Annotated in this window: 16 protein-coding genes; 4 read left to right on the top strand and 12 right to left on the bottom strand. The window is 69.1% G+C overall.

The window, feature by feature from the left end; translation table 11 throughout:
* Nucleotides 1-2: 2 nt before the first annotated feature.
* The 9 genes from H610_RS0118330 to H610_RS0118290 all read right to left on the bottom strand — a co-directional run bounded on the left by H610_RS0118330 (nucleotide 3) and on the right by H610_RS0118290 (nucleotide 9,472).
* Nucleotides 3-479 carry a VOC family protein gene (locus tag H610_RS0118330; RefSeq protein WP_028241007.1) on the bottom strand — a complete coding sequence of 159 codons (477 nt, stop codon included), beginning with the start codon at nucleotides 477-479 and terminating at the stop codon, nucleotides 3-5.
* 42 nt (nucleotides 480-521) lie between these two features.
* Nucleotides 522-2,702, bottom strand: a complete 2,181-nt coding sequence (locus H610_RS0118325) for an alpha-ketoacid dehydrogenase subunit alpha/beta (RefSeq protein ID WP_028241006.1) — start codon at nucleotides 2,700-2,702, stop codon at nucleotides 522-524.
* A 22-nt stretch (nucleotides 2,703-2,724) separates the two neighbouring features.
* Nucleotides 2,725-3,504 carry an SDR family NAD(P)-dependent oxidoreductase gene (locus H610_RS0118320; protein WP_028241005.1) on the bottom strand — a complete coding sequence of 260 codons (780 nt, stop codon included), beginning with the start codon at nucleotides 3,502-3,504 and terminating at the stop codon, nucleotides 2,725-2,727.
* Nucleotides 3,505-3,575: 71 nt separating this feature from the next.
* Nucleotides 3,576-4,286: an ABC transporter ATP-binding protein gene (locus H610_RS0118315; RefSeq protein WP_028241004.1), complete on the bottom strand. Its 711-nt coding sequence runs from the start codon at nucleotides 4,284-4,286 to the stop codon at nucleotides 3,576-3,578.
* A complete protein-coding gene (locus H610_RS0118310; RefSeq protein WP_028241003.1) occupies nucleotides 4,286-5,047 on the bottom strand; it encodes an ABC transporter ATP-binding protein in 762 nt (253 codons plus the stop codon). The genes H610_RS0118315 and H610_RS0118310 overlap by 1 nt, the downstream gene beginning before the upstream one ends.
* Nucleotides 5,044-6,330, bottom strand: a complete 1,287-nt coding sequence (locus H610_RS24185; protein ID WP_043239003.1) for a branched-chain amino acid ABC transporter permease — start codon at nucleotides 6,328-6,330, stop codon at nucleotides 5,044-5,046. The genes H610_RS0118310 and H610_RS24185 overlap by 4 nt, the downstream gene beginning before the upstream one ends.
* Before the next feature lie 10 nt (nucleotides 6,331-6,340).
* A complete protein-coding gene (locus H610_RS0118300) occupies nucleotides 6,341-7,282 on the bottom strand; it encodes a branched-chain amino acid ABC transporter permease (protein WP_028241002.1) in 942 nt (313 codons plus the stop codon).
* Between the two features lie 90 nt (nucleotides 7,283-7,372).
* A complete protein-coding gene (locus tag H610_RS0118295; protein ID WP_028241001.1) occupies nucleotides 7,373-8,602 on the bottom strand; it encodes a branched-chain amino acid ABC transporter substrate-binding protein in 1,230 nt (409 codons plus the stop codon).
* Between the two features lie 72 nt (nucleotides 8,603-8,674).
* The gene (locus H610_RS0118290) at nucleotides 8,675-9,472 is read right to left on the bottom strand and encodes a shikimate dehydrogenase family protein (RefSeq protein ID WP_028241000.1); all 798 of its coding nucleotides are present in this window, start codon (nucleotides 9,470-9,472) and stop codon (nucleotides 8,675-8,677) included.
* A 168-nt stretch (nucleotides 9,473-9,640) separates the two neighbouring features.
* Between H610_RS0118290 and H610_RS0118285 the strand changes: the two genes are divergently transcribed.
* Together H610_RS0118285 and H610_RS0118280 are read left to right on the top strand one after the other, a co-directional pair.
* Complete coding sequence (locus tag H610_RS0118285) at nucleotides 9,641-10,375, top strand: SDR family NAD(P)-dependent oxidoreductase (protein WP_028240999.1); 735 nt, start codon at nucleotides 9,641-9,643, stop codon at nucleotides 10,373-10,375.
* Nucleotides 10,376-10,427: 52 nt separating this feature from the next.
* The gene (locus H610_RS0118280; RefSeq protein ID WP_028240998.1) at nucleotides 10,428-11,129 is read left to right on the top strand and encodes a FadR/GntR family transcriptional regulator; all 702 of its coding nucleotides are present in this window, start codon (nucleotides 10,428-10,430) and stop codon (nucleotides 11,127-11,129) included.
* A 27-nt stretch (nucleotides 11,130-11,156) separates the two neighbouring features.
* On the opposite strand, the gene recQ is transcribed toward H610_RS0118280, so the two are convergent.
* The gene (recQ, locus tag H610_RS0118275) at nucleotides 11,157-13,277 is read right to left on the bottom strand and encodes a DNA helicase RecQ (protein ID WP_028240997.1); all 2,121 of its coding nucleotides are present in this window, start codon (nucleotides 13,275-13,277) and stop codon (nucleotides 11,157-11,159) included.
* Nucleotides 13,278-13,453: 176 nt separating this feature from the next.
* Between recQ and H610_RS0118270 the strand changes: the two genes are divergently transcribed.
* Complete coding sequence (locus tag H610_RS0118270; protein ID WP_028240996.1) at nucleotides 13,454-14,041, top strand: UPF0149 family protein; 588 nt, start codon at nucleotides 13,454-13,456, stop codon at nucleotides 14,039-14,041.
* A gap of 13 nt (nucleotides 14,042-14,054) precedes the next feature.
* Nucleotides 14,055-14,459 carry a YbaN family protein gene (locus H610_RS0118265; RefSeq protein ID WP_028240995.1) on the top strand — a complete coding sequence of 135 codons (405 nt, stop codon included), beginning with the start codon at nucleotides 14,055-14,057 and terminating at the stop codon, nucleotides 14,457-14,459.
* On the opposite strand, the gene H610_RS0118260 is transcribed toward H610_RS0118265, so the two are convergent.
* Together H610_RS0118260 and H610_RS0118255 are read right to left on the bottom strand one after the other, a co-directional pair.
* Nucleotides 14,456-15,073, bottom strand: coding sequence for a tRNA-uridine aminocarboxypropyltransferase (locus H610_RS0118260; protein ID WP_028240994.1), 618 nt, complete (start codon nucleotides 15,071-15,073; stop codon nucleotides 14,456-14,458). The two genes, H610_RS0118265 and H610_RS0118260, sit on opposite strands and share 4 nt — an antisense overlap.
* A gap of 18 nt (nucleotides 15,074-15,091) precedes the next feature.
* A complete protein-coding gene (locus tag H610_RS0118255; RefSeq protein WP_028240993.1) occupies nucleotides 15,092-16,765 on the bottom strand; it encodes a DEAD/DEAH box helicase in 1,674 nt (557 codons plus the stop codon).
* Nucleotides 16,766-16,773: the final 8 nt, after the last annotated feature.

The following is a 16,773-nucleotide window of genomic DNA, read 5'->3' as shown; positions in this document are numbered from 1 at the left end:
TTTCAGCTCCCTGCCTTCAGGTCTGGCCGATAGGCCGCGATGTCCGCGTACTCGACGAACTCGATGACGTTGCCCTCCGGGTCGCGGGCGAACACCAGCCAGGTGCCCGGGCGTACCTCGACCCGGTCGTCGCCGCTGAGCAGGGGTACGCCGAGCCGCTTGAGCCGGCTCAGCATGTCGCCCAGGTCGTCGACGATGAAGGTGAGGTAGCTGTTGCCCAGGCGCTGCAGAATCCACTGACTGGCCACTCGCGGCTCGGCCGGCGCATCCGCCTGCAGCAGCTTGAGCCGCTCGCCCCAGGGCGTCTGCAGGCGCACGACCTGGTAGCCGCCCCTGCTCAGCCCGGTGTCGCCGGCCTTCTCCGCCGGTATCGCGAAGTGGCTGATTTCGTCGAAGCCCAGTTGCTCGACGTAAAAGCGCTTGAGCGATTCCAGGTTCTCACAGCAGATGCCGACTTCCAGGGGGGCGACCATCTTCATGCACGTATCTCCTAGCGTTCAGTCTCATTCATGGGCGCGCGGCTACAGCGGACGCCCCTGCTCGGCCATCACCCGGCGCAGGCCGGCCTCGATTTCTTCCGGGCCGGCGCAGGCGGCACGCTCGAGGACCTTGGAAATGCTCGGCGATGCCTCGCCGCCGTACACCCGCTGCACCGGCTGGTCGAGGTAATCGAAATAACGGCGTTGGATCTCGTCGCCCAGCAGGCCGCCATAGGAGGTTCCCAGCGGGCCCTGTTCGACGATCAGTACGTTGTTTGTCTTCTCGATACTGGCGCCGATGGTGGCCCAGTCGAGCCCGGCGCGGTCGAGGCTGCGCAGGTCGATCACCTCGGCGTCCACCCCCAGCCGTTCGGCGGCGGCGACCGCCTGCCGCACCAGCGACAGGTAGGCGAGCACGGTGACGGCCCTGCCCGGCCGCACCACCCTGGCCTTGCCCAGCGGAATGAAGTAGTCGAGATCCTCCGTCGGCGCCGGGTCGCCGAGGTTGTAGAGGTCGACATGCTCGAGCACCAGCACCGGGTCTTCGCAGCGCAGGGCGCTGTTCATCAGCCCGACGTAGTCGTAGGCGGTACTGGGCGCGACGATCCGCCAGCCGGGCGAGGTGGCGAAGATGCCGACCGGGTCCATCGAGTGCTGCGAGCCGTAGCCGGTGCCCATCGCTACCTTGGTGCGCAGTACCAGGGGCATGCTGCCGTCACCGCCGAACATGTGCCGCGCCTTGGCGATCTGGTTGAACACCTGGTCGGCCGCGACCCACATGAAGTCCGGGTACATGAACTCGACCACCGGCCGGTAGCGGCCGTCCATGGCCATCCCGCCGCCCAGCCCGACGAAGGCGTTCTCGCTGATCGGCGTGCCCAGGCAGCGGTCGGGGAAGGCCTGCGCCAGGCCGCGGGTCGCGCCGTTGGTGCCGCCCTTGAGCCGATGGACGTCCTCGCCCATGACGACGATGCGCGGGTCCTCGGCCATGCGCCGGTTCATCACGTCGGCCACCACGTCGACGAACTTGCGCGGCTCGAGCGCGCCCTGGAACTGCTCCTGTTCGACGAAGCGCACCCCCTCGAACTCGGAGAGGTCGCCGCGCACGTGGGCATCGCGGAAGTCCGGCGAGGGCCACTGCTCGGCGCGGATGACCGGCTTGGCGCCAGAGCCGTCCAGTAGCTCGGCGGCGGCCCGCTCCATCGCCGCCTGGGCTGCGCCGCGCAGGTCCTGCAGGGCCGCCGGGGCCATCAGGCCGCGGCCGATCAGCCGCTGGCCGACCAGCTCCAGCGGGTCGCGGGCGCGCCAGCCCTGCTCCTCCTCCTTGCTCCGGTAGCCGAAGGCGCTGCCCGGCAGCGGCCCGTTCTGGTGGAAGAAGCGGTAGACCTCGGCCTCGATCAGCGTCGGCCCGCCGCCGTTGCGCATCACCTCGAGCGCCTCCTGCATGGCCAGGTACACGGCGAGCGGGTCCATGCCGTCGACCTTCCAGGCGGGAATGGCGAACGCCTGGCCGCGCGACGACAGCCGCGTCTCGGCGGTGACCTCCTCGACCCGGGTGGACACCGCATAACGGTTGTTCTCAACGAAGAAGCACAGCGGCAGCCCCCAGGCCGCGGCCAGGTTCATGGTTTCCAGCACCGAGCCGATGTTGATCGCGCCATCTCCGAAATAGGTAATGGCGACATCACCGGTGCCCGCGCGCCGGTGCGCCCAGGCGGCCCCGGCGGCGAACGGCACCCCGCCGCCAACGATGGCGTTGGTGCCGAGCACGCCGGCCTCGGCCCAGCGCAGGTGCATGGAGCCGCCGCGCCCGCGGCAGTATCCCTGGGCCAGGCCGAGGATCTCGGCGAGCGTGCGCTGCAGCAGCTCCTGCACCTCGGCATTCACCGGCCGGGCCGGGTCCAGCCCCTCGGGCGCCAGGTAATGCAGGCACTTGGCGAGGAACTGGTGGTGCGCGCGGTGCGAGCCGTTGACCTGATCCGATCCGCGCAGCGCCAGGACCGAGCCCACGGCGCCGCCTTCCTGGCCGATGCTGGAGTGCGCAGGCCCGTGGACCAGGCCCTGGCTGGCCAGCTCCAGCACCTTTTCCTCGAAGGCGCGGATCAGTTGCATGCTCACCAGCAGGGTGCGCAGCAGACGCGGGTCTGCAGCCTGCCAGTCCTCGTCGGTGGTCATCAACTCTCGCCAGGGTGTTTCGGCGCTCAATGCGTTCGTGCGGGGCATGCTGCCTTCTCCTCCGCTTTATCTAGAGATAGCCATAGGCGGACCAGCCACCGTCGATGCCGAGGGTCTGTCCGGTGACGTAGCGGGCCTGTTCGGAGGCCAGGAAGTGCACGACGTCCGCCACCTCCTCGGGCGTGCCGAAGCGCCCCTGCGGGGTGCGGCGCCTGATCGCCGCGGCATCCAGCCGGCCGCTGTCCATCAGCTCTTGGGTCAGCGCGGTCTGCACGTAGCCCGGCGCGACGGCGTTGACGCGGATGCCGGCGGCCGCCCATTCCACCGCCAGCGCCTTGGTCATCATCACCACCGCGGCCTTGGTGGCGCAGTAGCCGACCCGGTTGGGCGCCGCGACCACCCCATACATCGAGGCCATGTTGACGATCACGCCTTCGCGCCCCTGCGCCTGCAGCCGGCGCGCCGCCTCGCGGGCGCAGAGGAAGACGCCGGTGAGGTTGACGTCCAGCGTGCGCTGCCAGTCGCCGAGCTCCAGCTCCACCGTCGGCCGGTTGCAGGAGATGCCGGCGTTGTTCACCAGCACGCGCACCCCGCCGTAGCGCGTCTCGGCCAGGGCGAAGGCGGCGTCGACGTCCGCCTCCGAATGCACCGAGCCGGCGCAGGCGACGGCGCTCAGGCCCCGGCCGGCCAGTTCGGCGACCACCTGCTCGCCGGCTCCGGCGTCGCGATCGAAGATCAGCACCGGCTCGCCGGCCTGGGCGAAACGCAGGGCGATGGCGCGCCCGATGCCGTTGCCACCGCCGGTGACCATCACCGCGCCTTGCCGCGCGGTTTCGCTCTCTGCGCTCATCGTCTCGTCCTCGTACCTGTCAGCTTGTCTTACAAGGTGGCGCGCAAGCCCGCACCGGATCGCCGCGCCGGCTAGGCGGCAACCTCCAGCCAGTCGCGACGGATGTCCTCGCGGGCCTGCATTTCCGCCACCGGCCCGTCGAACACGATCTCGCCGTGCCCCATGACCAGCACCCGGCTGGCGACCCGCATGGCCATGCTCATCTTCTGTTCGACCAGCAGCACCCCGACGCCCCTGGCCTGGATGTCGCGAATTACCTCGGCGACCACGTCGACGATCATCGGCGCCAGGCCCTCGGTCGGTTCGTCCACCAGCAGCACCAGGGGGTTGCCCAGCAGCGAGCGGCAGATGGTGAGCATCTGCTGCTCGCCTCCGGACAGGTAGCCGGCGCGCTGGTTGCGGCGTTCCTCGAGCCGAGGGAAGTAGGCGAACATGTCCTCGAGCGTCCATTGCGGCGCGCCCGCGGCGCCGGGCTGCATGCCCATGTAGAGGTTTTCCTCCACGCTCAGGTTGGGAAACACCAGGCGCTCCTCCGGGACGTAACCCAGGCCGCAACGGGCGATGACATGGCTGGCCTTGCCGGCCAGCTCCCGCTCCTGCAGGCGAACGCTGCCCTCGGCCGGCGGGACGATTCCCATCATCGCCTTGAGCGTGGTCGAACGGCCCGAGCCGTTGCGCCCCAGCAGGGCGACGATCGCCGCCTCGGGCATCGCGAAGCTCACGCCGTGCAGGATGTGGCTCTTGTCGTAGTAGGCGTGCAGGGCCTTGACCTCCAGCAGCATCAGTGCACCTCCTCGCCCAGATAGGCTTCCTGCACGTCGCGGTTGGCGCGAATCTCGTCCGGCGTTCCGGTGGCCAGGATCTTGCCGTACACCAGCACCGAGATCCGGTCGCACAGGCCGAACACCACGCTCATGTCGTGCTCGACCATCATCAGCGTCTTGCCGACGGTGACCTGGCGGATCAGCTCGACGATGTAGGCCGCCTCCGCGCGCGACATGCCGGCGGTGGGTTCGTCCAGCAGGATCATCTCGGCGCCGGTGGCCAGGGTCATGCCGATCTCCAGCGAACGCTGCTCCGAGTAGGTCAGGTCGGCGGCCGGGGTGTCGGCGCGGTGCCCCAGCCGCACCTGTTCCAGCAGCGCCCGGGCCTCGTCGTTGATGGCCTGCATGCCGCTGACCCGGCGCCAGAGATTGAAGCGCACGCCGTGGCGGGCCAGCACGCCCATGCGGATGTTCTCCAGCGCCGAGAGCTTGCCGAACACGTTGGTGATCTGGAACGAGCGGGCCAGCCCGGCGCGGTTGATCTGCTCCGGGGACAGCCCGCCGATCGGGCGTCCATTGAGTTCGATGCTGCCCGCGCTCGGCGGGAAGGCCCCGGAGAACAGGTTGAACAGGGTCGACTTGCCGGCGCCGTTGGGCCCCAGGATCGCGTGCCGCTCGCCGCGGCGCACTTCAAGGTCCACGCCCTTGACGATCGAAAGCCCGCCGAAGCTCTTTTGCAGGTCGCGGGCGACCAGCACGTTGTCGCTTGCTGTGCTCATGCTCGGCTCCTCAGCGTGGCGCCCGGGACCTTCGGCGGACAGGCAGACGGGTCGCCGCCGCCGGCCCAGAGCTCGCGGATCCGTGCCGCGGTCCTGCGCAGCAGCAGCAAGCCGGCCACCAGCGGCAGCAGCGGCGTCAGCCAGGTCAGCGGGCTGAACAGGGCCCATTTCATCCCGAACAGGCTGTAGTCGGCGTACTGGCCGGTGCGCGCCACCGCGGCCCGATACTGCTCGGAGAAGACGATCTCCAGGCTCTGCACGATGAACACCGTGCCCAGCGCGACCAGCACCAGCGCGCCGGTCGCCACCGCGTAGGGCGCCACCAGGCGCCGCCAGGGCAACGAGTCGCGGCGCTGGACGTGCGCCTGGATCACCCCGCCGATGCCGTTCGGCGCGAACAGCATGACCAGCACGAAGAGCGCGCCCAGGTAGAGCATCCAGGAGTGGGTCACCCCGGACACCACGAAGGTGAACACCGTGATGACCGCCGCGCCGATGATCGGCCCGAAGAACAGCGCCGAACCGCCGATGAAGGTATGCAGCACCACTTGCGCGGAGACGTGGCTGTTGAAGATCTGGTAGTTGGCCGTTTCGTTGGCGATCGCCGTCAGCCCGCCGGCGATGCCGGCGAACATCGCCGAGATGCCGAACACCAGCACCTTGGTCGCGTGGGCGTTGTAGCCCATGAAACGCACCCGCTGCTCGTTGTCGCGCAGCGCCTGCGTCAGGCGCCCGAAGGGCGTCAAGGTGTAGGCGTACAGCAGGGAGATGCACACCAGGGTCCAGGCCAGGGTCAGGTAGTACACCTGCAGGTTGCTGCCGAAATCCAGGCCCAGCGACGGCATGCGCATCGACGACAGGCCCGCTTCGCCGCCGAACATGCCGGACCAGTGCGGGGCCAGGGAGTACAGCAGCTGGGCCAGCGCCAGCGTGACCAGGGCGAAGTACACCCCCGAGCGCCTGGCCGCGAAGAACCCGGCCAGCAGCCCGGAGACCAGCCCGATCAGCCCGCCGACCAGCGGCAGCAGCACGGTGGGGAAGCGGGAGTCGCCGTACTCGATCAGCTGCATCACGTGCAGCACGCCGAAGGCGCCCAGGCCGTAGTAGGCCGCGTGCCCGAAGGAGAGCATGCCACCCTGCCCCATCAGCAGGTTGAAGGCGGCGGCGAACAGCGCGGCGATCAGGGCATTCACCAGCGTGTACTGCCAACCCAGCCCGAGGAACGGCGGCACCACGACCAGGGCGACGACCAGCAGTGCGAGCAGCAGGAATCTGTAGCGCATCGGACCGTCCTCAGTTCTTCGAGCCCATGAGGCCGGCCGGCCGCACCAGCAGCACGATCAGCATCAGCAGGAAGGGCACCGTGCCCGATATCGACGACAGCGGCAGGGTGAGCAGCCCGCCGACGCCTTCGGCCCACCCGCCCAGGCCGACCCACGACAGCGCACCGGCCAGCGTCCAGTGCAGCCCCACGGCGAATGAGCTGAAGACGCCGATCAGGACCGAGGCGATCAGCGAGCCGGCCAGCGAGCCGAGCCCGCCGACCACCACCACCACGAAGACGATCACCCCCAGTTCCAGCGCCATGTTCGGGTTGGTCGGGAAGAACGCCCCGGCCACCGCGCCGCCCAGGCCCGCCAGCGCCGCGCCGGTGCCGAACACGCCCATGAACACCAGCGGAACGTTGTGTCCGAGGGCCTGGGCCATCTGCGGCAGGCGCTCGGCGCCACGCACCACCAGGCCGATCCGGGTGCGCGTCAGCAGGATCAGCAGCAGCGCGAACATGGCCACGGCGATCAGCCCGATGAAGATCCGGTAGAACGGATAGTCGGCGCCGAACACGTTGAAGGCGGCGAAGTTGAGGCTGTCCGGCATCCGGTAGTTGACCGGGTAGTTGCCATAGAACAGCTTCACCAGCTCCTCGAAGATGAACGCCAGGCCGAAGGTCAGCAGCAACTCGTGGGCATGCCCGAACCTGTGGATGCGCCGCAGCATGTAGCGTTCCACCAGCACGCCGATCAGCCCCACCAGCAGGGGCGCGACGATCAGCCCGACCCAGAAGTTGAAAAGGCCCGACAGCGTGTAGGCGAAGTAGGCGCCGAGCATGTAGAAGGACGCATGCGCGAAGTTCAGCACGCCCATCATGCCGAAGATGAGCGTCAACCCGGCCGACACCATGAACAGCAGCATGCCGTAGATCACGCCGTTCATGGTCGAGACGATCAGGAACTCCATTACCACCCTCCCCTGGACCTGCCAGATCGGCGACCCGCGGTCGCCGCCGATGCCCGCGCCTGCCGGATGCGGCGCGGGCCAGGCACGACGTCAATCCGGCCGGCGCATCCGGCAGGATTCCTGGACGGGGTAGATGGCATCCTCGGGCGACACCACCTGGATCGGCTTGAAGCCCATGTCGGTGCCGTCGGCCGGGTACTTCACGCCCTGCTCCACCCGCGAGACCACCACCGGCATGATCGCCTGGTGGTCTTCCCTGCGGATGGACACCGGGCCGATGTCGGTCTCCAGCCGGGCCTGCTCCATGGCCAGGGCGATCCGGTTGACGTCGATGTCGCCGCCCTTGAAGTCGTTGGCGCGCAACGCCTCGGTGAACAGCCGGATGCCGTTGATGGTGCCGGGCTCGACGTAGACCGGGTAATGGCCGCTGAAGGCCTTGTAGTCCTCGGCGTCCTGCGGGTCCTTGTTCAGTTCGGCGTTGCCGGGATGCGCCACGTAGTGACCGAGGGCCATCTTGCCGGCGTTGGCGACGTTGCCGACCTGGTCCAGGAAGGTGGTGCCGAAGGTCACGTCGAGCCCCGAATCGCCCACCGCCTTCATCAGCAGCAGCAGGTCGTTGGACCAGTTGCCAGTGATCACCGAGCTGGGCTTGGCCGCCTGGATCTGGGCGACGAAGGGGGCGAAGTCCTGGATGCGGTTCACCTCGTGCAGCACGGTCTCGACGACTTCGTAGTCGTAGGTGTCGGCGTAGGACTTGATCGCCTGCTCCATGTCCTGGCCCCAGGAATAGGCCTGGTTGATCGAGTACACCCGATCGCCCAGGTCGCCCTCCTGCGCCATCACCTTCACCAGCGGGCCCACCCGCATCGGCGCGGTGGTGGTGAGGTGGAAGGCGTGGAAGTGGCACTTGTCGCCGCGCAGCTCCAGGGCTTCTCCGCCCATGTTGAGATAGACGATCTCGTTGCCCTTGTTGCGGATGTTGTGCTTGCGCACGTCCTCGGTGATCTGCCCGGCCACCGCCGAGGACGAGCCCTGGATGATCACGTGGGCCCCGTCCGCCACTGCCTGCCGGAACTGGCTGGCCGCGCCCGAGGTGTTGCCGCCGTTGTCGTAGTCCTTGATCTGGATCGGCTCGCCGTTGTAGCCGCCCTGCTCGTTCATCTGCTCCAGCACGTAGCGGGCGGCACTGGAGTACATCCGCCCGGTGGAGGTCTGCGAGCCCGACAGCGACTCGATGATGGCGACCTTCAGGGGCTCTGCGTGGATAGCGGGGGCGATCAGGCCGGTGGCGATCGCCAGGGCGGAAAGTGCATGACGCATGGGTCTGTCCTCCTTCGCTCGTCGTGCGACGAGCTGTTCGCTTTATTGTTATTACCGAGCCCTAGCTGCGGCTCAGCGGCCTTCCAGTACGAAACGCGCCAACAAATCGAGCTGGGCCTGCAGCATGTGCAGCCCCTCATGGGTATCGCAGCCGTGGGCGGCGGCCTGTTCCAGCAGCCGGGTGCGCTCCGGCCGCATGACCACCTCGGCGACCGTCATCCCGGGCTTCAGCCGCTCGGGATCGAGCGGCAGCGGATCGTCCGGCTTCAGGCCGAGGGAAGTGGCGTTCACCAGCAGGTCGTGGCCGGCCGGCTGGCCGTCGCCGACGGCGACCGGCAGCTGCGGGTACGCCGCCGCGATACGGTCAGCCAGGCGCCGGGCCTTGTCGGGGGAGCGGTTGAAGATGTCGAGCGAAGCGATGCCGGCTTCGGCCAATGCGAAACCGATCGCCGAGGCGGCCCCGCCGGCGCCGAGCAGCAGGACACGCCGGCCCTGCGGATCGCGCCCCTGCCGGCGCAGTCCCTCGACGAAACCGAGGCCGTCGAAGATCGCGCCGACGAAGCGCCCGTCGGGCAGCCGATGGACGGCATTGACCGCGCCAACCTGGCGCGCGCTGGGAAGGAGTTCGTCGCATAGGCCAACCACCGCCGCCTTGTGCGGCACGGTGACCACCAGCCCGGAGAGGTTGCGCAATTGGCACAGCCCCTGCCAGGCCGCGCCCAGCCCGTGCGCATTCACATGCAGGGGCACCACCACCGCGTCGATATCGGTCGCGGCGAAGCGCTGGTTCATCACTTCCGGGGTGCGCACATGACTGACGGGGTCGGCGAGGACGCCGACGAGACGGGTGGTGCCTGTAATTGCGGGCATCCGCAATTCCTCCAGCTTCGTTGTTCTTGTTCGATCCCGCGTCGCGTTCGCGCGGGTAGCTTGAGTACCCCGGCGCTCGGAGGCATGCGGCGCCGGTAGTCAAAAACCTAGCAGATGGTAATGTTATATGACAAGTTCACTCGCAAGCTTCCGCCGAGGAGACCCCCCATGGCTGACCTAGAGGATGCCGTTGCAGTGATTACCGGCGCCGCCGGCGAGATACCCGCGGAGATCGCCCGCCAGTTCGCCGCCCGCGGCATGCGCCTGCTGCTGAGCGACCTCGACGAGCCGGCGCTCGCGGCCCTGGTCGAATCCCTCGGCGGCGAGCCCCGCTGCCTGGGCCAACGCCAGGACGTGGCGCGCGTCGAGGACGCCGAGGCGCTGGCGGCACGCTGCCGGGAAGCCTTCGGCCGGGTCGACTACCTGGTCACCGGCGCCGGCCTCTACGAACACCTGCCGCTCGCCGGCCTCGAGCCCGAGACCTGGCGGCGCAGCCTGGCGGTCAATCTCGACGGCGTGTTCTACACCGTCCAGGCGCTGCGGCCGCTGCTCGCCGAAGGCAGCGCCATCGTCAACATCGCCTCGCTGGCCGGCCATCGCGGCAGCGCCGACCACACGCCCTACGCCACCGCCAAAGGCGGCGTGCTCGCCCTCACCCGTTCCCTGGCCCAGGAGCTGGCACCCCGCACGCGGGTCAACGCGGTTTCGCCGGGCCTGATCGACACCCGCATGATGCAGTCCCTCGACGTCGGCCGCCGCGAGGCGATGACCGCCGCGATGCCGCTCAAGCGGCTCGGCACGGCGCGCGAGGTGGCCTCGGTGGTGAGCTTTCTGTGCAGCCCGGCCGCCAGCTACGTGACCGCCGAGACCATCCACGTGAACGGTGGGCTCTACAGCGCCTGAATAGAGGACGCGGCCGCGCCACGCGCCGTCCGCACCAAGGAAACGAGCCAGCATGTCCAGCAACAGCGAAATCATCCAGCGCGGCCATTCACTGCCCGACGAGGTGGCCCTGCGGCTGCGCGCGACCATCGAAAGCGGCGCCTGGCAGCCCGGCGAACGCCTGCCCAGCCAGCAGGAGCTGTGCCAGGTATACGGGGTCAGCCGCCCGGTGGTGCGCGAGGCGATATCCCTGCTCAAGTCCGAAGGCCTGATCATCTCCCAGCAGGGCCGCGGCCAGTTCGTCAATCCCGAGGGCAGCAGCGTGTTCCGCCTGGAGGCGCGCCTGGACAGTCAGGAGGACCTGGCCAGCACCATCGAATTCCTGATGTCGGTGGAAGTGGTCGGCACCGAGCTGGCGGCGATGCGCCGCACGCCGGCGGAACTGGAAGAGATACGCGGCCACCTGGAAGCCCTCGAAGAGGCGATCCGCACCAACGGCAGCGGCATCGACGACGACATGCATTTCCACCAGTCGATCATGCGCGCGACGCACAACGAGCACTTCCTGGATTTCAGCAACTTCCTCGAGACCCGGGTGCGCCGGCTCATCCGCGCCGCGCGCACCAACACGGCGCGGCATGCCGGCTGGGTCAGGCAGGCCCAGGACGAGCACCGGACGATCTTCGAGGCGATCGAGCGGCAGGACCCCGAGGCGGCGCGGCACGCCGCCCGTCAGCACCTGATCAACGCGGCCAAGCGGCTGCAGGCCCGATAACCCGCGGCGGCATCTGGCCGGCGCGAATCAGGACTCGAACTCCGCCTCCAGGGCGGCCCGGACACAGTGCAGCACGCCCACCGGCACGCGGCTGAAGCGCTCGGCGATCTCGGCCACCGGTGGCAGCTCGCCCTCTCCATCGAGAAAGGCGTCCTGGATCTCGCCGAGCAGTTCCTCCGGCAGATCCAGCGCCTGCTCGATCGACAGCTGCTGGCGGCCGATCAGTTCGGCGAGCAGGCTGTAGACGTTCTTCTCGCTGCAATTGAGCTGGGCGGCGATCTGCGTCGGGGTCATGCCGGCGCGGGCCAGGCTGGCCAGTTCGTGGCGGATGTCGACCGGCGCCTTCGGCGGCTCGGCGCCGCCCTGCAGCACCTCGAGGAAGGCCTGCCCGTAGCGCTCCAGCTTGCGCGCGCCGACGCCGCTGACCCGCGCCATGTCGGCGAGGCTGGCCGGCTGGCTGCGCAGCATTTCCAGCAGGGTGGCGTCGGGGAAGATCACGTAGGGCGGCACGCTGTGCTCCTCGGCGAGCTTGCGCCGCAGCGCGCGCAGCGCCTCCCACTGCTCGCGCTCCTCGCTGCGCACCAGCTGGCTGGCGGCGCTGCTGGCGGGTTTCGGCGCCTTGCTCGACAGGTCCTTGCGCAGCTCCAGGTTCACTTCGCCGCGCAGCAGCGGCCGGCAGGCATCGGCCAGGCGCAGGCCGCCGAAGCCGTCCAGGTCGATGTCGGCCAGGCCGCGGGCGACGAGCTGGCGGAACAGCGAGCGCCATTCGCCTTCGGACAGGCCCTTGCCCATGCCGAACACCGAGAGGTGTTGGTGGCCCAGGTTGCGGACCTTTTCGTTGTCGCGCCCGAGCAGGATGTCCACCAGGTGCCCGACGCCGTAGCGCTGGCCGCTGCGGTAGATGGCCGACAGCGCCTGCCGCGCCGGCTCGGTGGCGTCCCAGGTCTGCACGCCGTCGACGCAGTTGTCGCAGTGCCCGCAGGGGTTCGGCAGTTCCTCGTCGAAGTACGCCAGCAGCGCCTGGCGGCGGCAGCGGGTCTCCTCGCACAGCGCCAGCATGGCGTCGAGCTTGTGCCGCTCCACGCGCTTGTGGCGCTCGTCGCCTTCGGAGTTGGCGAGCATCTGCTTGAGGAACAGCACGTCCTGCAGGCCGTAGGCCATCCAGGCGTCGGCCGGCAGGCCGTCGCGGCCGGCGCGGCCGGTTTCCTGGTAGTAGGCTTCCAGCGACTTGGGCAGGTCCATGTGGGCGACGAAGCGCACGTTGGGCTTGTCGATGCCCATGCCGAAGGCGATGGTCGCCACCATGATCAGGCCTTCCTCGTTGAGGAAGCGCCTCTGGTGATGGCCGCGCAGTTCGTTCGGCAGCCCGGCGTGGTACGGCAGCGCCGGGAAGCCCTGCTCGCTGAGGAAGGCGGCGACCTCCTCGACCTTCTTGCGCGACAGGCAGTAGACGATCCCGGCGTCGCCGCGGCGCTCGGCGAGGAAGCCGAGCAGCTGCTTGCGCGGCTGATCCTTGGGCACGATGCGGTAGAAGATGTTCGGCCGGTCGAAGCTCGACAGGAAGCGCTCGGCACGCTCGAGCTGCAGGCGCTGGACGATCTCTTCGCGGGTACGCTTGTCGGCGGTCGCGGTCAGGGCAATGCGCGGCACGTTCGGGAAAAGTTCGGCGAGCTGGCCGAGCTGCAGGTATTCCGGACGGAAATCGTGCCCCCACTGGGACACGCAGTGCGCCTCGTCGATGGCGAACAGGCCGATCTCCAGGCGCTGGAGGAAGGCCAGCATGCGCGGCTGGACCAGCCGCTCCGGGGCGAGGTAGAGCAGCTTGATCTCGCCCTGGCGCAGGCGCTCGGCGATCTCGCGCTGCTCGTCCGCGCTCTGGCTGGAGTTGAGCGCCACCGCCGACACGCCGAGTTCGTCGAGCGTGGCGACCTGGTCCTCCATCAGCGCGATCAGCGGCGACACCACCACCGTCACGCCGCCGCGCAGCAGGGCCGGCACCTGGTAGCACAGCGACTTGCCGCCGCCGGTGGGCATCAGCACCAGGGCGTCGCCACCGCCGGCCACGCGTCCGATGATCGCCGCCTGGTTGCCGCGGAAGGCGTCGTAGCCGAATACGTCTTTGAGGATGCGCTGGGCTTGGTCGAGCATGCCGGTCTCCGAAACGAGGCCGGCAGTATACGCGACCCGCTCCGTCGCTTCAGGCCATAGGCGCGAACGGTCGCACCTGCGGGCCGATGCGGCCGGGCATCGCAGGCGGCAACGGTAGCCGGCGCCTGCGGGCTGGACTAGAATCGCCTCTGATCCCGTCCTTAGGTTAGTCCCCGATGTCTTTCGCCGAGCAACTCGCCCGTCTGCAAGTGTTTCTGGATGCCGACGACCTGCATGAAGAAGCACTGGACTACATCGCCGCACACGGCTACCTGACCGCGCTGTGCATCTGTCCCGAACCGGTGCCCGAACGCGAGTGGATCGACGCGCTGTTCGCCGAACCGCCGCATTACTCCGACGACACCGAGCGCGAGGCCATCGAGGCCACGCTGGTGCAGCTCAAGGCGCACATCGCCCGCCAGCTGGCCAGCGACGAGGACATGGAGCTACCCTGCGAACTCGACCTCGGCGACGACCCGGACGATTCCGAGCTGCGCGGCTGGTGCATCGGCTTCATGGAAGGCGTGTTCCTCCGCGAAGCGGTGTGGTTCGAGGAGGCGGAAGAGGAAGTCAGCGAGCTGCTGCTGCCGATCATGGTCGGCTCGGGCCTGTTCGACGAGCAACCGGAGTTCGCCGAGATCGCCGCCGACGAGCGCCTGGTCGACGAAATGGTGGCGCAGATCCCCGAGATCCTCACCGCCCTCTACCTGCTCTGCCACGCCCCCGAAGAAAAGCCAGCGCTGCTCAAGCCACGCCGGCACTGACACGCGAGGCGTCATGGCGCATCGCGACATCGGCCAGTGGCGCAATCCGGTATTGCGCTACGTGCTGCTCGCGATCGGCACGCTGAGCGTCGTCTGCGGCGTCGTCGGTATCTTCCTTCCGGTGCTGCCCACCACGCCTTTCCTGCTGCTGGCGGCCGCCTGCTTCGTGCGCAGTTCGCGGCGCTTCTACGAATGGCTGGTGGGACACCGGGTACTGGGCCCGCTGGTGCGTGACTATCTGGAAGGCAACGGCATTCCCTTGCGCGGCAAGGTGCTGGCGATCGGCACCATGTGGATCAGCATCGGCGTGTCCTGCTGGCTGGTGCCGCTGCCCTGGGCGCGCGCCGGCATGCTCGTCAGCGCCACCTTGGTGACGGTCTACATCCTCCGCCAGAAGACCCTGCGCCGCCCCGGCTAGCCGGTGTCCCCGCCCTTCGCAGGCGCATGGTTGCGGCGATAGGTCTGCTCGCCCATGGCCTCGATCTGACCCTCGATCATCGTCTCGAAAGGCTCGAGCAGGGCCCGGAAATCGAGGGGCGCATCCAGACGCTGCAACAGCTGCGCGACCGCCTCGACGGTCGCCAGCGCCTCGGGCCCCGGGGCCTTGCGCAGCCGGTAGCGACTGGCCAGCCCGGCGGGCAGGGTCAGGCGCGGCAGGGTTTCCAGCACGGGATTGAGATACAGCAGCTTGCGCGCCTTGCGCCAGGTACCGTCGGGCACGACCAGCAGGCGCTGCCCGGCCGGCCAGGCAGAGGCATCCTCGACCACCGTCGCGCCCTCCCCCGGGAACAGCAGCGCGGCGGACACGCCCGGCTCGCTCAGCCGCTCGGCCAGGCCGTCGAAACGTTCACCCACCCAAAGTTCGGCATGGCGCAGGCCGAGCGCCACCAGGCGGCCGGTGTTCAGCGCATGACGCGCCTCGCTCGGGTGCTGCAGGACCAGCACCCGGGTGCGGCTATCCAGGCAGGGAATCGACGAACAGAGACAGTGGCCGGCCGGGCGCCGGCACCGTTCGCATTCGCTTCGCGCCATTGCCCGGGCCTGTGGCGATCAGTCTTCGCGGTAACGGCGCAGCTTGAGTTGCTTGCCGCCGACGCGGGTGTCCTTCAACTTGCCGAGCAGACGCTCGAGCCCTTCCTCCGGCAGCTCGACCAGACTGAAGCTGTCGCGCACCTGAATCCGGCCGATCGCCTCGCGCGGCAGGCCGCCCTCGTTGAGGATGGCACCGAGCAGGTTGCGCGCGGCGATGCCGTCGCGCGCGCCCAGCGACGTGCGGCAGCGCACGCGCCCCTCGGCCAGCGGCATGGGCGCGCGGCGTTCGCGATCGCGGTCGCCACCACGCTCACCACGCTCACCACGCTCGCTGCGCTCGCGCGGCGCGCCCGGGACCAGCGGCTGGTCCTTCTCCACCTCGGCCAGCGTCAACGCCTGGCCGTTGGTGGCCTTGCGCAGCAGCGCGGCGGCGAGCGCGCGCGGGCTGCAGCCGATGTCGGCGATCAGCTTGTCCAGCAGCTCGCCGTGGCTGGCCTCGGCATCGCCGACCAGCGGCGCCAGGCTGTTGGTCAGCTTGCGGATGCGCGCATCGAGCACCTGCTGCGGGGTCGGCAGGCGGACTTCGGCGACCTTCTGCCCGGTGACGCGCTCGATCACCTGCAGCATGCGCCGCTCGCGCGGGGTCACCAGCAGCAGCGCCCGCCCCTCGCGGCCGGCGCGGCCGGTACGGCCGATGCGGTGCACGTAGGATTCCGGGTCATAGGGCATGTCGACGTTGAGCACGTGGGTGATGCGCGGCACGTCGATGCCGCGCGCGGCCACGTCGGTCGCCACGACGATGTCCAGGCGGCCGTCCTTGAGCGATTCGATCACGCGCTCGCGCTGGTTCTGCGCGATGTCGCCGTTCAGCGCGGCGGCCTTGTAGCCCTTGGCCTCCAGCGCGGTGGCCAGGTCCAGGGTCGCCTGCTTGGTGCGCACGAAGGCGATCAGTGCATCGAAGTCCTCGACTTCCAGCAGACGCAGCACGGCCGGAATCTTCTGGTCGGCGTGGACCATCAGGTGCGCCTGCTCGATCTTCGCCACGGTCTGGGTCTTGGCGGCGATCTTGATGTGGCTCGGGTCGCGCAGGTGCTTCTCGGCGATGGCGCGGATCGAGTGCGGCAGCGTGGCCGAGAACAGCACGCTCTGGCGGCTTTCCGGCATCGCCTCGAAGATCACTTCGAGATCGTCCATGAAGCCGAGCTTGAGCATCTCGTCCGCCTCGTCGAGCACCAGGAAGCGGATCGAGGCCAGCAGGCCGGCGTTGCGGCTGAGGTGGTCGACCAGGCGGCCGGGCGTGGCGACGATGATCTGCGCGCCCTGGCGGATCGCCTTGAGCTGCGGCCCCATGGGTGCGCCGCCGTAGATGGCGACCACGCTGACGCCCGGCAGTTGCGCGGAATAGGACTCGAACGCGGTCGCCACCTGCAGCGCCAGCTCGCGGGTCGGCGCGAGGATCAGCGCCTGCGGCTCGCGCCGCTGCGGGTCGATCATCGACAGGATCGGCAGGGCGAAGGCGGCGGTCTTGCCGGTGCCGGTCTGGGCCTGGCCGATCATGTCGCGGCCGCCGAGGATCACCGGGATAGCCTGGGCCTGGATGGGGGACGGTTCTTCATAGCCAACGGCTGAGATGGCGGCGAGAACGGAGGGATGAATGCCGAGCGCGGCGAAGCCGCCGGATTCCTGGGTCATGGGTCTGC

This window comes from Stutzerimonas azotifigens DSM 17556, assembly GCF_000425625.1.
Classification (GTDB): domain Bacteria; phylum Pseudomonadota; class Gammaproteobacteria; order Pseudomonadales; family Pseudomonadaceae; genus Stutzerimonas; species Stutzerimonas azotifigens.
This window is presented reverse-complemented; position numbering and strand designations above follow the sequence as displayed.

Coding starts and splice junctions, on each gene's coding strand:
- H610_RS0118330 (WP_028241007.1), bottom strand. CDS start 479: ATGAAGATGGTCGCCCCCCTGGAAGTCGGCATCTGCTGTGAGAACCTG.
- H610_RS0118325 (WP_028241006.1), bottom strand. CDS start 2,702: ATGCCCCGCACGAACGCATTGAGCGCCGAAACACCCTGGCGAGAGTTG.
- H610_RS0118320 (WP_028241005.1), bottom strand. CDS start 3,504: ATGAGCGCAGAGAGCGAAACCGCGCGGCAAGGCGCGGTGATGGTCACC.
- H610_RS0118315 (WP_028241004.1), bottom strand. CDS start 4,286: ATGCTGCTGGAGGTCAAGGCCCTGCACGCCTACTACGACAAGAGCCAC.
- H610_RS0118310 (WP_028241003.1), bottom strand. CDS start 5,047: ATGAGCACAGCAAGCGACAACGTGCTGGTCGCCCGCGACCTGCAAAAG.
- H610_RS24185 (WP_043239003.1), bottom strand. CDS start 6,330: ATGCGCTACAGATTCCTGCTGCTCGCACTGCTGGTCGTCGCCCTGGTC.
- H610_RS0118300 (WP_028241002.1), bottom strand. CDS start 7,282: ATGGAGTTCCTGATCGTCTCGACCATGAACGGCGTGATCTACGGCATG.
- H610_RS0118295 (WP_028241001.1), bottom strand. CDS start 8,602: ATGCGTCATGCACTTTCCGCCCTGGCGATCGCCACCGGCCTGATCGCC.
- H610_RS0118290 (WP_028241000.1), bottom strand. CDS start 9,472: ATGCCCGCAATTACAGGCACCACCCGTCTCGTCGGCGTCCTCGCCGAC.
- H610_RS0118285 (WP_028240999.1), top strand. CDS start 9,641: ATGGCTGACCTAGAGGATGCCGTTGCAGTGATTACCGGCGCCGCCGGC.
- H610_RS0118280 (WP_028240998.1), top strand. CDS start 10,428: ATGTCCAGCAACAGCGAAATCATCCAGCGCGGCCATTCACTGCCCGAC.
- recQ (WP_028240997.1), bottom strand. CDS start 13,277: ATGCTCGACCAAGCCCAGCGCATCCTCAAAGACGTATTCGGCTACGAC.
- H610_RS0118270 (WP_028240996.1), top strand. CDS start 13,454: ATGTCTTTCGCCGAGCAACTCGCCCGTCTGCAAGTGTTTCTGGATGCC.
- H610_RS0118265 (WP_028240995.1), top strand. CDS start 14,055: ATGGCGCATCGCGACATCGGCCAGTGGCGCAATCCGGTATTGCGCTAC.
- H610_RS0118260 (WP_028240994.1), bottom strand. CDS start 15,073: ATGGCGCGAAGCGAATGCGAACGGTGCCGGCGCCCGGCCGGCCACTGT.
- H610_RS0118255 (WP_028240993.1), bottom strand. CDS start 16,765: ATGACCCAGGAATCCGGCGGCTTCGCCGCGCTCGGCATTCATCCCTCC.